This is a genomic window from Natranaerofaba carboxydovora (assembly GCF_022539405.1).
In the GTDB taxonomy this organism is placed as follows: domain Bacteria; phylum Bacillota; class Natranaerobiia; order Natranaerobiales; family Natranaerofabaceae; genus Natranaerofaba; species Natranaerofaba carboxydovora.
The window spans coordinates 811,624-826,136 of sequence record NZ_CP054394.1; the positions used below are offsets into that span (position 1 = coordinate 811,624).

15 protein-coding genes are annotated in these 14,513 nt (G+C 35.6%); all 15 read left to right on the forward strand.

Annotated features, from left to right (window positions below; genetic code table 11):
* Positions 1-3 precede the first annotated feature (3 nt).
* The 15 genes from bshA to secF all read left to right on the forward strand — a co-directional run bounded on the left by bshA (position 4) and on the right by secF (position 14,490).
* Positions 4-1,128, forward strand: a complete 1,125-nt coding sequence (gene bshA / locus ACONDI_RS03925; RefSeq protein WP_241080178.1) for an N-acetyl-alpha-D-glucosaminyl L-malate synthase BshA — start codon at positions 4-6, stop codon at positions 1,126-1,128.
* A 20-nt stretch (positions 1,129-1,148) separates the two neighbouring features.
* Complete coding sequence (hisZ, locus tag ACONDI_RS03930) at positions 1,149-2,363, forward strand: ATP phosphoribosyltransferase regulatory subunit (RefSeq protein ID WP_241080179.1); 1,215 nt, start codon at positions 1,149-1,151, stop codon at positions 2,361-2,363.
* A complete protein-coding gene (gene hisG, locus ACONDI_RS03935; protein WP_241080180.1) occupies positions 2,360-2,983 on the forward strand; it encodes an ATP phosphoribosyltransferase in 624 nt (207 codons plus the stop codon). Before hisZ ends, hisG begins: the two co-directional genes overlap by 4 nt.
* A 115-nt stretch (positions 2,984-3,098) precedes the next feature.
* On the forward strand, positions 3,099-3,707 hold the full coding sequence (gene hisB / locus ACONDI_RS03940; protein WP_241080181.1) for an imidazoleglycerol-phosphate dehydratase HisB: 609 nt from the start codon (positions 3,099-3,101) through the stop codon (positions 3,705-3,707).
* A gap of 187 nt (positions 3,708-3,894) precedes the next feature.
* Positions 3,895-4,620, forward strand: a complete 726-nt coding sequence (hisA, locus tag ACONDI_RS03945; RefSeq protein WP_241080182.1) for a 1-(5-phosphoribosyl)-5-[(5-phosphoribosylamino)methylideneamino]imidazole-4-carboxamide isomerase — start codon at positions 3,895-3,897, stop codon at positions 4,618-4,620.
* Positions 4,617-5,393, forward strand: coding sequence for an imidazole glycerol phosphate synthase subunit HisF (hisF, locus tag ACONDI_RS03950; protein ID WP_241080183.1), 777 nt, complete (start codon positions 4,617-4,619; stop codon positions 5,391-5,393). The genes hisA and hisF overlap by 4 nt, the downstream gene beginning before the upstream one ends.
* Positions 5,390-6,058: a bifunctional phosphoribosyl-AMP cyclohydrolase/phosphoribosyl-ATP diphosphatase HisIE gene (gene hisIE, locus ACONDI_RS03955; protein ID WP_241080184.1), complete on the forward strand. Its 669-nt coding sequence runs from the start codon at positions 5,390-5,392 to the stop codon at positions 6,056-6,058. Before hisF ends, hisIE begins: the two co-directional genes overlap by 4 nt.
* A gap of 58 nt (positions 6,059-6,116) precedes the next feature.
* On the forward strand, positions 6,117-6,944 hold the full coding sequence (locus ACONDI_RS03960) for a histidinol-phosphatase HisJ family protein (protein WP_241080185.1): 828 nt from the start codon (positions 6,117-6,119) through the stop codon (positions 6,942-6,944).
* A gap of 1 nt (position 6,945) precedes the next feature.
* On the forward strand, positions 6,946-7,395 hold the full coding sequence (locus tag ACONDI_RS03965) for an RrF2 family transcriptional regulator (RefSeq protein ID WP_241080186.1): 450 nt from the start codon (positions 6,946-6,948) through the stop codon (positions 7,393-7,395).
* A 41-nt stretch (positions 7,396-7,436) separates the two neighbouring features.
* Complete coding sequence (locus tag ACONDI_RS03970; protein WP_241080187.1) at positions 7,437-7,913, forward strand: methylated-DNA--[protein]-cysteine S-methyltransferase; 477 nt, start codon at positions 7,437-7,439, stop codon at positions 7,911-7,913.
* A 42-nt stretch (positions 7,914-7,955) separates the two neighbouring features.
* Entirely contained in the window at positions 7,956-9,134 is a 1,179-nt protein-coding gene (aroC, locus tag ACONDI_RS03975; RefSeq protein WP_241080188.1) for a chorismate synthase, read from the forward strand.
* 3 nt (positions 9,135-9,137) lie between these two features.
* Complete coding sequence (gene aroB / locus ACONDI_RS03980; RefSeq protein WP_241080189.1) at positions 9,138-10,226, forward strand: 3-dehydroquinate synthase; 1,089 nt, start codon at positions 9,138-9,140, stop codon at positions 10,224-10,226.
* 36 nt (positions 10,227-10,262) lie between these two features.
* A complete protein-coding gene (locus ACONDI_RS03985; RefSeq protein WP_241080190.1) occupies positions 10,263-11,984 on the forward strand; it encodes an ABC-ATPase domain-containing protein in 1,722 nt (573 codons plus the stop codon).
* A gap of 271 nt (positions 11,985-12,255) precedes the next feature.
* A complete protein-coding gene (gene secD, locus ACONDI_RS03990; RefSeq protein WP_241080191.1) occupies positions 12,256-13,560 on the forward strand; it encodes a protein translocase subunit SecD in 1,305 nt (434 codons plus the stop codon).
* 12 nt (positions 13,561-13,572) lie between these two features.
* Positions 13,573-14,490 carry a protein translocase subunit SecF gene (secF, locus tag ACONDI_RS03995; protein ID WP_241080192.1) on the forward strand — a complete coding sequence of 306 codons (918 nt, stop codon included), beginning with the start codon at positions 13,573-13,575 and terminating at the stop codon, positions 14,488-14,490.
* The last annotated feature ends 23 nt before the right edge of the window (positions 14,491-14,513 follow it).

The window sequence follows — 14,513 nt, forward strand, 5'->3', positions numbered from 1 at the left end:
ACTATGAAGATTGCTATGATTTGTTATCCAACCCATGGAGGAAGTGGAGTAGTTGCTACTGAGCTTGGTAAACAGTTAGTTAAGAGAGGGCATGAGATTCACTTTGTTTCCTATCAACTGCCTTTTCGTTTGAATGATTTCTATCAAAATATTTATTTTCACGAAGTAGATGTCCCATCTTACCCATTGTTCAAATATCCACCTTACTCCTTAGCTCTATCAAGTAGACTTGCTGAGCTAGTTAAAGAATACGAAATAGAAGTAATTCATTCTCATTATGCGATACCTCATTCAATTTGTGCTAACCTGGCTAAGGATATGATACAGGAAAATAAGCCAAAAGTAGTAACTACTTTGCACGGAACTGATATAACCCTTGTAGGCAATGATCCATCTTTTTTTGAGATAACAAAGTATGGAATGGAAAAAAGTGATGCCTTGACCTGTGTTTCTAAGGATCTTAAAAATGTGACCAAAGATATATTTAAAATTAATCAGAACCCGGAAGTGATATATAACTTCATAGACCCTGAAGAATATAATCCTGTAGATGTGAACCCCGACTTGAAAGAAGAACTTGATCTAGAGGATGAAAAATTAATAATACATATATCTAATTTTAGGCCAGTTAAAAGGGTTTTAGATGTAATAAAGATTTTTAACGAGATACAGAAAGAAGTGTCTAGCAAACTATTGATGGTTGGAGATGGAGTAGACAGGCGAAAAGCTGAGATGAAAGCTAAGGAATTTGGTATTGAACACAAAATTAAATTTTTAGGGAAACAGGACAAGATCAACTCACTTATGGCTATATCAGACTTGCTGCTTTTACCTTCAGAGAAAGAAAGTTTTGGCCTTGTTGCTTTAGAGGCAATGGCTTTTAATGTACCTGTGATAGCTACAAACTCAGGAGGTTTACCTGAAGTGATTGATGATGGTGTTACGGGTTATTTAGCTGATGTTGGTGATATAGATAAAATGGCAGATAGAGCTGTTTATATTTTGAAAAATTCTAAGATCCAAGAAGAAATGGGCAAAGGTTCTAGAAAGAGAGCACTTGACTTATTTAATGCGGACAATGTAGTTCGCCAATATGAAAAGATGTATGAGCAAATAATAAATGAATAAATGGAGGTTTGATGATTACCATGAAGTTTTTGCAAAAACCAGAAGGTGTAGAGGATTATCTTTTTAATAAATCAAAGAAAATAAGGGAAATGGAAAACAAAGTTATAAAGACTTTTGAATTATGGGGCTATAATGAAGTTAAAGTTCCTATGATAGAGTATGCTAAAACTTATCATGAGTCTCAAAAAGATTATAGAATGTTTCAGTTCTCAGACGAAAAGGGCTATACCCTTTCCCTTAGGCCTGACTTTACTCCTTCGGTAGCTAGGCTTGCCTCAACCTATTTTGGAAGGGAAGAGTCTTTGCCCCTTCGCCTTTGCTATCAAGGGCCTGTTTTTAGAATAACTACACCTAGAAAGGGAGAAAGAAAAGAATTTTTCCAGGCGGGGGTAGAATTAATCGGTGAAAAAGGTCCTTTCTGTGATGGCGAGATAGTTGCACTAGCGTGTGAAGGTCTACAAGTAATGGGTTTAGAGGACTTTATTATTTCTATTGGACACGTGGGATTTATGGATAATCTCCTTGAAGTTTTAGAGCTAGATGTAGAGATTCAGGAGAAAATAAAAGATGTTTTAAACAGGCGAAACTTAGTTGAATATGAAAATATTGTTTCTGGGTTAGATCTTAGTAAGAAATTTAAATCCATCCTTGAAGAACTCCCTGAATATCAGGGAGACAGGCAAAAGCTTAGTGAATTAAAGAATAAATTTTCTGACAAAAAACTTTTGAAAAGCTTAGAAGAGCTGGATGAAATTTTTGAAATTGTAGATAGATATGGTTTGTTAAATAAAGTTAGCTTTGATTTGTCCCTTCTTAGAAGGCCTGGTTATTATACAGGATTTTTGATGGAAGGGTATTCTAGTAAAACGGGCTTTCCCTTACTTGGTGGAGGAAGATATGATGAACTTATGAGTTTTTATGGTGAAAGCCTACCTGCAACCGGTTTTGCTTTCTTTATGGATAAGCTACTAGATGTTGCTACCTATGATAAAGAAGATAATAGAGAGGCGGATATCTATTTGAGTTATGAAAGCTATGTAAAAGGCTTAAAGAATGTAGCAATTTCGTATGCGAAAGATAAAAGAAATCAAAACCTCTCATTGATAATGGACTTATCTCCGGACAACTATGAAGGTGCAAAAGAAAGAGCCGCTAACTTGAATGCAAAAGAACTTCATTATATTAAACAGAATGACGTTAAAGTAGAACAAATAAAAAGGGGGAGCGGTTGTTGAGAAATAATGATAGCTTTACCATAGCACTTACTAAAGGTAGAATACTAGAACCGACCATGGAGATATTAAAAAAAGTTGACTTTAATCTAGAGGAAATGGAAGACCCGGGTAGAAAGCTTATACTTAAAGATAAGGTTAATAATACTGATTTTATTCTGGCAAAGCCTGATGATGTGCCTATCTATGTCGAAAATGGAGCGGCTGACTTAGGTATTGTGGGTAAAGATATACTTATTGAATCTGATTCACAATTTTATGAACTTTTAGATTTAAAAATCGGTTACTGTCGAATGGTTCTAGCTAAAGAAAAAGATATTACCCCGAAAGGGATTACAGTTGCTAGTAAATTTCCAAAGATTACAGAAAAATATTTCAAAGAAAAAGGTCAAAATGTAAATATCATAAAGTTACATGGCTCTATTGAACTTGCACCATTATTAAATTTGTCGGATCAAATAGTAGATCTTGTTTCTACGGGAAGTACTTTAAAGGAAAATAACCTTGAAGAGGTTGAGACTATAACTGAAATAACTACCAGGCTAATTGCAAATCAGGGTAGTTATCAAATTAAAAGGGATAGAATAAATAATCTTTTAAAACAGCTTAAAAAAGTTATTTAGTGAGTTGGTTCTACTGCAAAAAGTCTATTTACATAAGCATAGTGTTTTTATTTGTTCATATGACTTTTGCAGTAGAATCCGCATTGTGAATTGGTGTAAAAGGGAGGTTATAGTAATGGAGCAAAAAGGTAACAAAAAAGAAAGAGACGCTAAAGTTGATAGAAAAACCAGTGAAACAGAAGTGTTTTTATACCTTTCTTTAGATAGAGAAAGAAAAGTTGATATTGAAACTCCCTCGGGGTTTTTTAACCATATGTTAGAGTTACTTTCCTATCATGCCAGGATGCATGTGATGTTAAGAGCTAATGGGGATATAGAAGTTGATAATCATCATTTAGTTGAAGATGTTGGCCTTGTCATGGGAGAAGCTTTCAAGAAAGCCCTTGGGAAAAAAGAAAATATAAATAGATATGGCAGTATGATCTTACCAATGGATGAAGCTTTAGTTTTGGTGGCTTTGGATTTTTCAGGAAGGTCTTATTTGAATTTTGATGTTTCTTTTCCTACTGAGAAAATTGGTGATTTTGATGTAGAGCTAATCAGGGAGTTTTTCGAGGCTTTTGTAAGGGAAAGTGGTTTAACGTTGCATATCAAAAAACTAGACGGTGAAAATGGCCATCATATAGCAGAAGCTATTTTTAAAGGTTTTGGCAGAGCCATAAAAGAAGCTGTAAGCAAGAGTCTGGGTGATGAAGGGGTGCCTTCTACTAAAGGGAGGCTCTAACTGCAAAAAGGTCTATTCACATAAATTTATCACTCATACCAACGCCTCGTTAGAATTTGTAAAAAGATACAAATTAAAAACTCGCTTATGGTATGAGAGATAAACTTTTGCCAGGGAACTACGGTGGCGTAACAAAAAATGATAGAGGACCCGTGGATTATATGATAAAGCTAGGAGGTTAAAACTAATGGAATTAATACCAGCGATAGACTTGATGGATGGATGTTGTGTGCGTCTTTACAAAGGAAAAAAGGATAAAAAGCAGGTGTTTAGTGATAATCCTCCGGAGATGGCTTTGAACTTTCAGAAAAGAGGAGCAAGTAGGCTTCATATTGTGGATTTGGACGGAGCGTTTTCTGGTGATGTCAAAAACTTTCCGGTAATTGAAAATATAATTAAAAACATTGATATACCTATTCAGGTAGGTGGAGGTATTAGAGATAAAGAAAAAATAACTAAACTTGTTGATATAGGTGTGGATAGAATTATACTTGGCACTAAAGCTTTTTCCGATGAAGGTTTTCTTAGAGATTGCCTTGAAGAATTTGGAGATAAAATTGTGGTTGGTGTTGATGTTAGGGATAGGAAGGTATCGATAAAAGGCTGGACAGAAACCTCAGATACAGAGATCAATGATTTTGTAACTAAACTTGAAAAATTAGGACTAGAAAGAATCATAGTTACTGATATAAGTAAAGACGGCTCGCTGCAGGGGCCAAATGTAGAGCTTATCAAAGAAATAATGTCCTCAACAGATATGAAAATAATTTTGTCAGGTGGGATAAGCAGTTTAGATGATTTAGAATCAGTCAAAAAAATTACCCATGATAATTTTGATGGAGTTATTGTAGGGACTTCATTATATAAGAAAAAATTTACTTTGGAACAGGCTTTGGAGGTGATTAACAATTGAGTGCGGATACGGATGCCAAAAACTATAAAAAGATAATACCTTGCCTTGATGTTAAAGATGGTAAAGTAGTAAAGGGAGTAAAGTTCGTAGATCTAAAATTAGCAGGAGATCCTGTAGAATTATCTAAAAAGTATGAAGAAGAAGGGGCAGATGAGCTTGTATTTTTGGATATAGATGCTTCCTGGCAGGAGCGAAAAACAAGCCTTGAGATGGTAGAAAGGGTAGCAAAAAACGTATCACTTCCGTTCACAGTCGGTGGAGGAGTGGGTTCTATAGAGGATATGGAGAACATTTTTGCTGCCGGAGCTGACAAAGTGTCCATCAATACCGCCGCAGTTAAAGACCCTATGCTAATTGAAAAAGGGGCAGAAAAGTTCGGGAGTGAAAAAATAGTAGTAGCTATAGATGCCAAACGAGAAGCTGGGTCATTTGTAGTTTATACTTCAGGAGGAAGAAAAAGTACAGGCTTAAAGCTTGAAGAGTGGGCCAAAGAAGTGAAAGAAAAAGGAGCAGGGGAAGTACTTCTTACAAGCATTGACTGTGATGGTGGTAAGAACGGATATGATCTTGAAATGACTGCTTTGACAGCTGATAAATCAACCCTTCCTGTAATAGCTTCAGGTGGAGCTGGGGAAATTGAAGACTTTTATTTAGCTTTTACTGAAGGAAAAGCTAAAGGTGCCCTTGCTGCTTCAGTTTTTCATTACGGCGAAATAAAAATTGAAGATTTAAAAAAATATCTGTATGACAAAGGGGTGAAAGTTAAGCTTTGAGTGATCAAAAAGATGCATTATTAAATAAAATAGACTTTTCTAAAGGCGGATTAGTACCTGCAATAGTTCAGGATAGTGAAACAGATAAAGTGCTGATGTTAGCATATATGAATAAAGAAGCTGTAGAAAAGACAGTAGACACAGGGTACACTTGGTTTTACAGTAGATCCAGGGATAAACTGTGGAATAAAGGCGAGACTTCAGGCAACAAACAAAAAGTTACTTCTATAGCTGTTGATTGTGATAGTGATACTCTTCTTATTTATGTAAAACCCCTCGGGCCAGCTTGTCATACAGGAAAAGAGACCTGTTTTTTTGACAATCATGCTATAGATGTACATAATGATAAAGAAGGCGAAGCTATTAGTGAAAACTCTGAAGATATGTTTTATTATCTAGAGAAAGTTATCAAAGATAGACTAGAAAAAAGACCTGAAAGCTCTTATGTAGTAAAATTAAATGATAAAGGGGAGAACAATGTATTAAAGAAAATCGGAGAAGAATCTGCAGAGCTTATAATGGCAATTAAAGATAAAAATGATACTGAAATTGTACATGAAGCAGCTGATTTAATTTTCCACTTACTACTATCTTTAGAAGGTACAGATGTTTCTCTGGCAGATGTAATAGATGAATTAAAGAAAAGGCATAAAGATAAATCATAATTCTACTGCAAAAAGTCTATTCACATAAGTAAGCATAGAAAAAGAAATGAGGAGATCAATGTTGTTTGACTATCATATTCACACTTCTAGATGTGGTCACGCTAACGGGAAGATGGAGGACTATGTCAAAAAAGCTATAGATAAAGAACTGGTGGAGATAGGTTTTAGCGATCACTTTCCCATGGATGTATTAGGGTTTTCTGATGATACTATTTGTTCAATGAAGTATGAGGAGCTAGAAGAGTATTTTGCAGACATAAACGAGCTAAGAGACAAATATAAAGACAAAATTAAAATCAGAACCGGAATTGAAATGGACTATCAGGAAGATATAGAAGATATGTTAAGAAAGTATACTAATGATAATAGGTGGGACTATATAATTGGTTCTATTCATTTTATAGATGGTTATGATTTTAGTAAGCCAGGGCAAGAAGAATTTTTTGCCGATAGATCTATAGATGATTTGTATATTAAGTATTTTGAAAAAGTTAAAAACCTTGCTAGTTCAGGTTTGTTTGATATAATAGCTCATATTGACCTGATCAAAAAATTTGGTTGTCATCCTGAAAAATTATCTTTGGATGAAATATATCGTGAGATAGCAAAGGTCTTATCTGGAGCAGACCTTGCTGTTGAAATAAATACGGCGGGGTGGAGGCACCCTGTGAAAGAGCAGTATCCTTCATTAACTTTTATTAAAGAACTTGTTAAAAGAAACGTTCCTTTGACATTTGGCTCAGATGCCCATAGCCCTGATGATGTGGCTTATAATTTTAGCAATGTTTTTAAAGAGCTAAAACGTTTGGGACTAGAAACAAATATAATTTATGGTTTTAGTAAAAGAAAACCTTTTTGTGTAGAAGATTTAGGAGGGATAAGATAAATTGAAACTAACTCTCAGATCATACTGGGCTGTGAAATTTCTTCTTTATCTAGCGATTAATTTTGAAGAGGGGATTGTTCCTCTGAAAAAGGCTTCTAATGTTCTTGGTATCTCCGAAAAATACTTAGAACAGTTAGTTATTCCCTTAAAAAAGGAAAATCTAATTAGAAGCTCTAGAGGTGCTAGCGGTGGCTATCAACTAAATAGGCCGCCTGGAAAGATCTCTGTATGGGAAATAGTTGCTCCTTTTGAGACTTCGGATGCTTTCGTGGAGAAAAATAGTGAAGCCAAAAAGGAAGAGGAAAAAGACCCAGAAATAAGACAGGTGGTTGAAGAGATGTACTATGATCTGCAGGAGGAAATGAAAAAATCGCTAGAAAAGCTCGATCTTAATAAATTATGTGAGGACTACCAAAATAAAAAGCAGGATGGTTTTATGTATTATATTTAAGAATATATTATATTCACTAGTGATGGTGGGTGAGGTCATATATGTATAAGTTAACTTATAACAGCCCCTTTGGGGTGATTAGTTTTATCCATGATAAAAATGTCTTGTATGAAGTAATCCTGCCTGGTCAAAGACCTGCAGGATGTTTTTCTTGTGAAGAGCTTGATGAAGCAGGTTTTCCACAATTAGAAAAACAGCTAGAAGATTATTTTAACAAAAGGGAAAAAACTTTTACTATTGAATTAGCCTTTGATGGGACGTCTGATTTTACAAGGGAAGTATTGTTAGAGTTAAAGAAAATATCTCTAGGAGAGCTAACCACGTACAAAGAGCTTTCTCTGAAGTTAAAAGGAAAGTCTTATTACTCTCGTGCCGTAGGAAACGCTGTGGGTAAAAACCCACTACCTTTAGTAATCCCCTGTCATAGGGTGGTCAAAACAGATGGAAGTTTAGGAGGATTTTCCAGCGGAGTAGAGTTAAAAAGAAAAATATTAAGTTTTGAAGGGTATAGATTTTAGTTATAATGCAAATAAGATGATTAATATTAGGAGGACAAAAGTATGAGCTTAAGATACCTTAGTGGAGGGGAATCCCACGGTCCGTGCTTGACAGCGATAATAGAAGGGTTTTGGTCAGGGGTGGAAATATCACCGGAAAATATAAATAATGAGCTAAAAAGAAGACAGCAGGGTTACGGCAGAGGCGGACGAATGAAAATAGAAAGTGACGAAGTAGACATACTATCCGGTGTTAGGCTTAAAAAGACCCTTGGGACTCCCATTACCCTTCAGATAAAAAACAAAGATTATGAAAACTGGAAGGAAGTTATGGACCCCGAAGGAGAAGAGGATGATAAGAGTAGAAGTTTAATAGAAGAAAAAAGTGTGACAAAACCAAGGCCCGGTCATGTTGATCTTTCCGGGGCTTTGAAATATGGTCATAAAGATATTAGAAATGTCCTAGAAAGAGCAAGTGCCAGGGAAACAGCAGTAAGAGTTGCCATTGGAGGGCTTTCTAAAGAGCTTCTAAATAAATTAAATATAAGCATTTCAAGTCATGTGTTGTCGATAGGATCTGTTTCTATTAATGATATAGCTGGTGACAGCTTTTATGAATCAGCAGATGATTCTGAAACCAGATGTCTTGATAAAAATGTTACTGAAAAGATGAAAAAAGAAATAGATACAGCAAAAGAACGAGGGGAATCCCTTGGAGGTACTTTTGAAGTTATAGTAAATGGTCTGCCACCTGGAATTGGAGATTATGTGCACTGGGATAAAAAACTAGATGGAAGACTAAGTAGTGCTATTATGAGTATTCAAGGAGTTAAAGGAGTAGAGATTGGTTTAGGATTTGAAAGCAGTAGGCTTTTTGGTTCTAAAGTACATGATGAAATATATTATTCTAAAAGCGAAAAATCTTTTCGTAGGAAGACAAACAATGCTGGAGGATTAGAAGGAGGAGTAACTAATGGGGCACCTCTTATTATAAGAGGTGCAATGAAACCCATACCAACTCTTTATACCCCACTTAAAAGTGTTTCTTTAGATACCAAAGAAGCTTTTGAAGCAAGTGTTGAGAGATCAGACTGCTGTGCTGTACCTGCATGCAGCGTAATCGCAGAGAATGTTATAGCCTGGGAAATATGTAAGGCAATTAAAGAAAAGTTTGGTGGAGATTCATTTGAAGAACTTAAGCGCTCTTATGAAGCTTATCTGGCCTATTTAAGGGAGGTTTAATAAATGGAGATTAATGTAAAAACACCTGAAAAAACCTATCCGATTAAGATAGGCTTTGATAATTTATATTTACTTGAAGAATTATTAGAAGGTGCTTCTAAGGCCATAATTGTTACTGATGAAAATGTATACGGGTTGTATTATAAAAAAGTAGAAGAGATTTTTTATAAGATTAAAGAGAAGAAAGGTTTAGAATTTAGGTGGAAGGTACTTACCGGCGGAGAAGAAACAAAAAACCTAAAAAATGCTAGTGAATTATATGATGAAGCCTGTGATTTTCAGATGGACAGGGATTCATTTTTTGTAGCTTTTGGCGGTGGTGTGATAGGTGATTTGTGCGGATTTGTGGCTAGTACTTATATGCGGGGAACAAGATTTTTACAACTGCCAACTACACTATTAGCTCAGGTCGATAGCAGCGTAGGTGGAAAAGTTGCTATCAATCATCCTATGCAAAAGAACTTAATAGGAAGTTTTTATCATCCTGAAGCTGTTTTAATGGATCTAAACTTTTTGTTAACCCTGCCAGAGAGAGAGTTTAATGCCGGTTTGGCTGAGGTGGTTAAATCTGCTATACTAAGAGACCGGGATTATTTTTATTTTGTTAAGGACTACTTAGACAAATTTTCTTCTTTAGAAAGTAAAAAAAGCAAACAGGACCTTGTAAAGATAATTGGTAGGGCTTGTGAGATTAAGGCAGAGATAGTAAAGCAGGACGAAAAAGACCATGGTATAAGACAGCTTCTAAATCTTGGTCATACTTTTGGTCATGCCTTAGAAGGGATGACAGGGTACTCTTATTTTAAGCATGGAGAGGCTGTAATGTGGGGGATAATATTTGCTTCAAGGCTTTCTTTTGAACAGGGTATATTATCAGAAAATGATAAAAATGAGATCTATGAAATTATCAATGAACTTAACCCTCCTCCTTTGCCAGAGAAATTTGTACCCCAAGATATGGAAAGATATTTTGCTACTGATAAAAAAAGACGGGGTAGTGTAATTCCTTTTATCCTGCCTTTGGAAATTGGTAAAGCGGAAATTTTTAAAGAGATAGCTATATCAGATGCTATATCTGTGGTAGATGATTAAAGTAAGCTATGAAAAAGCTGTAAGGAGGTGCTATTTATGGCTGATTTAGAATACTTACTTAAAACACTTAATCGGATAGATGGAAAAGGGTATAAAGCTTATAAGGATATCCAAGGTCAGTATGATTACCTTGAAGGCACGTTATATATAGATTATGTCCAGGGGGATCCTTTTGCTAGCCCATCCAAGTTACGTTTCAGGGTTCCTATGAGTATAGCTAATTTTCCTGAGAAGCTTTTTGCCAACAAATCCAGAAAAGTTGCCCTTGAAGATTATTTGACCAGGGCTTTTTCTAAAGCGTGTAACAAATCAAAAGGAGGAAAAGGTACTGGTAAAAGCGGCATGATCGCTATTGATTCTGGGAAACAGGAAGTTTTGGAGAGAACTTCAATGGTTGTGACAAATGAATATGTGGAAGCAAGATTTGTAGTTGGACTGCCTGCCAAAGGCAGGAAAATTCTAGGTAAAGTATGTGCCGAGATGTTTGAAAAAGAGATTACCGATATAGTTAAAGAATCTTTGCTTTATGAATCTTTTGAACCTCAAAAACTTGAAGAGCACGTAGCAGTTGTAGAAGATCAAGATTACCTGAGAGATTATCTAAAGAATAGTGGATATATAGCTTTTGTTGGTAATGGCGCAATTTTGCCAAGAAGAAGTGGAGTAGATGATAGGCCATTAACTAAAGGCGCTGTCAAATTTCAATCCCCTTCTAATTTGGAAGTTGAAATAGAACTGCCAAATCGTGGCAAAGTGAAAGGAATGGGTGTTAAAGAAGGAGTTACTTTGATAGTAGGTGGAGGTTATCACGGCAAATCCACACTTTTGAAAGCTATCGAAAGGGGAATATATAATCACCTTCCCGGTGATGGACGAGAACTTGTGGTATCTTTAGAGGAATCTGTAAAAATAAGAGCTGAAGATGGACGCAAAGTTGAAAAAGTAAATATAAGTCCTTTTATAAACAATTTGCCTCATGGTGCAGATACCAAAAGCTTCTCAAGCGAAGATGCAAGTGGCTCAACCTCTCAGGCCGCAAACATTATGGAAGCCCTTGAGATGGGAGCTAAAGCTTTACTATTGGATGAGGATACCTCAGCAACAAATTTTATGATTAGAGATGTAAGGATGCAAAACCTAGTAGCTAAGGATAAAGAGCCTATTACTCCCTTTATTGACAAAATTCGTTCAATGTATGCTGACCTGGGTGTTAGTACTGTGCTTGTTGTAGGTGGTTCAGGGGACTACTTTGATGTTTCTGATAGTGTTATAATGATGGATAATTATGAAGCATACGAAGTTACTAAAGAGGCAAAAGATATTGCTAAAGATTACGAAACTAAAAGATCTTTAGAAGGTGGAGATAATTTTGGTGAGGTATTATTTAGAACACCTGCAGCAGGCGGTCTTGATCCAAGAAAAGGTAAAAAGAAGAAAATAAAGCAAAGGGGACTTCACCAGATTCAATATGGTATAGAAGAGATACTTCTTCAAGATGTAGAGCAACTGGTGGATGAGAGCCAGACCAGAGCCATAGGAGAAGCTATTTATTATCTTTATAAAAATTATTTAAAAAATGGATGGTCGCTAAAAGAATCTATTGATAAAATAATGGAAGATATTGATAACAAAGGTTTAGATATTATATCGGAGTTTAAAGGAGGAGAACATCCAGGGGAGTATGCCAGATTTCGCCCTTTTGAAATTGCTTCTGCTCTAAACAGGCTTAGAAGCTTCTCTGTGAAAACACTAAAATAATAGTGATTCTGGTGCAAAAAGTCATATGAACAAAGTTTTGTTTTTAATTGCAATACATCTTGATGAAAAGCAGGAGAAATAAGGTCTAATGACAGGATGTCATTAGCTAATCGAACTCAGGACGAGTTCTTTGATTAGGGAACCTTATTTCGACTGCTTACGAATCTTAGATGTATCAATTAAAAACACTATAGCTTATGTGAATAGACTTTTTGCACCAGAATCAATAGCTAGTTTTAGATTAAAAATTAATTTGTAATGAGGTGTAAATATGATCAAGTGGAATAAGTTTTTTCTTTTAATCGTTATTTTAGCTTTGGTAGTAGGTCTTTTATATCCTACGTCATCTTATGTGAGGGATAATGCTAATCTTGGTCTTGATCTAGCTGGTGGGGTATATGTACTTCTTGAAGCAGAAGACGTAGATGATGAAGTAGATGAGGACGATGCTGTTGAAAGGGCTATGACTGTAATTAGAAGTAGAGTGGATGAACTCGGTGTAAGTGAGCCTGTTCTACAAAGAGAAGGTAGAAACAGGATTAGGATCGAGCTTGCAGGCGAGGATTTGGACAGAGATGAAGCTATGGAAGTTATTGGAAGGACTGCTCAGTTAAAATTTTTTGGTCCAGAAATTTTGGACGATCCTGACTTTGATGCAGATGTGATTAGAGAAGTGGAGGAAGAAGAGCAAACAGAAGTTATTTCACAGGAAGTATTAGATAGACACGAGCCCCTTCTTACTGGAGATGACTTGGCGGATGCATCTGCGTCTTATGATCCTCAGGGTAGGCCTTTTGTGGGGATAGAATTTACTTCAGAAGGCAGAGATAAATTTGCTGAGGCAACTACTCAATATGTTAACCAACCTATATTAATGGTACTTGACAATGAAGTTATATCTGCTCCTAATGTTAATGAGCCTATAACAGGTGGTAATGCTTCAATAGAGAATGTAGGTGATATCAGTGAAGCAAGTAATATTGCACTGATGCTAAGGACAGGAGCCCTTCCTGTAACATTAAATGAACTAGAAACAAGAACGGTAGGCCCTACCCTTGGTGCTGAATTACTTGACAATAGTGTTGTTGCTGCAAGTATTGGCCTTGGCCTTGTGCTTTTATTCATGGTGGCTTTTTATCGCCTACCAGGTATAATGTCCTGTTTTGCCCTGGGATTATATTTAATAATATTATTTATGGTTCTGATAGGTATAGGTGCAACCTTTACTCTACCCGGCATAGCTGGACTTGTGTTATCAATTGGGATGGCGGTTGATGCAAACGTTATTATTTTTGAACGTATTAAAGAAGAACTTCGGGATAAAAAGACTTTGAGGACATCTGTTGACTCTGGATTTAAAAAGGCACTTTCAACTATATTGGATTCTAATGTTACAACCCTTATCGGTGCTTCTATACTATTTTATTTTGGTACAGGTCCGGTAAGAGGTTTTGCAGTTACATTAACAATAGGAATATTGGCCAGCATGTTCACTGCTATAATATTTTCGAAGTTTATTTTAAAAACACTTGTTCAAACAAGAATGGTAAAAAACACAAAATATTTTGGTGTGTAAAGGAGTTTTACAATGAATTTTATAGATCAGGTTATAGATAAAAGAAAAAACTGGATTTCTATTTCGGGTGTAATTATTGTTCTTACTTTGATTATGTTTTTGATTAGGGGGCTTAACTTCGGGATTGATTTTACCGGTGGAAGTATTTTGCACTTTGAGATAGGTGAAGAGTTTGAAACACAAGAGATAAGAGAAGTACTTCAAAATCATGGCTTAGAGGACAGTGTAATTCAAAAAGCCGGAGGCGAAGGTGAAGAAAGCGAAGTGGTAATAAGGACAGTTTCTTTGGATGAAGATGAAAGAAATGAAATTTTTAACAGTATGCAGCAGGTTTGGCCCCAGATGACTGAAGATTCTATATTGAGAAGTGACAATGTTGGTGGGGTTATTGGTGCAGAGTTAAGGCAGCAGGCGATTATAGCCTTAAGCATTGCTGTGGTAGCTATAATCTTATATATAACCTTTAGATTTGAGTTTAATTTTGCTGTAAGTGCGATAATTGCTTTAATTAATGATGTTTTCTTTGTACTTTTATTATTTTCAATTTTTCAATTTGAAATTGAAACTGCATTTGTTGCTGCCCTCTTAACAATTATGGGTTATTCAATAAACGATACTATTGTGATTTTTGATAGAATACGCGAGAATTTGAATCTATATAAAAATTATAAAAAAGAAGAAGTCGTTAAAATGAGTCTTAAACGAACTTTAACTAGATCAATTAATACATCATTTACGACCTTAATTGTACTTGGAAGCTTATTTATATTTGGTGGAATTACTATTAGGCCTTTTGTTGCGGCTTTATTATTTGGTGTAATAATTGGGACTTATTCATCAATTTTTCTAGCGCCAAATGTTTGGTTGATTTTACAGGATAGGTTAGGCAGTAAGAAGAAATTTAATGCTTCTTCACATTCTGAAGCATAGAAGATAAGCTTAAGGGATTAGTA

Bases quoted from the DNA above. Each gene is read 5' to 3' on its own strand.
- bshA (WP_241080178.1), top strand. From the start codon at position 4: ATGAAGATTGCTATGATTTGTTATCCAACCCATGGAGGAAGTGGAGTA.
- hisZ (WP_241080179.1), top strand. From the start codon at position 1,149: ATGAAGTTTTTGCAAAAACCAGAAGGTGTAGAGGATTATCTTTTTAAT.
- hisB (WP_241080181.1), top strand. From the start codon at position 3,099: ATGGAGCAAAAAGGTAACAAAAAAGAAAGAGACGCTAAAGTTGATAGA.
- hisA (WP_241080182.1), top strand. From the start codon at position 3,895: ATGGAATTAATACCAGCGATAGACTTGATGGATGGATGTTGTGTGCGT.
- ACONDI_RS03960 (WP_241080185.1), top strand. From the start codon at position 6,117: ATGTTGTTTGACTATCATATTCACACTTCTAGATGTGGTCACGCTAAC.
- ACONDI_RS03970 (WP_241080187.1), top strand. From the start codon at position 7,437: ATGTATAAGTTAACTTATAACAGCCCCTTTGGGGTGATTAGTTTTATC.
- aroC (WP_241080188.1), top strand. From the start codon at position 7,956: ATGAGCTTAAGATACCTTAGTGGAGGGGAATCCCACGGTCCGTGCTTG.
- aroB (WP_241080189.1), top strand. From the start codon at position 9,138: ATGGAGATTAATGTAAAAACACCTGAAAAAACCTATCCGATTAAGATA.
- ACONDI_RS03985 (WP_241080190.1), top strand. From the start codon at position 10,263: ATGGCTGATTTAGAATACTTACTTAAAACACTTAATCGGATAGATGGA.
- secD (WP_241080191.1), top strand. From the start codon at position 12,256: ATGATCAAGTGGAATAAGTTTTTTCTTTTAATCGTTATTTTAGCTTTG.
- secF (WP_241080192.1), top strand. From the start codon at position 13,573: ATGAATTTTATAGATCAGGTTATAGATAAAAGAAAAAACTGGATTTCT.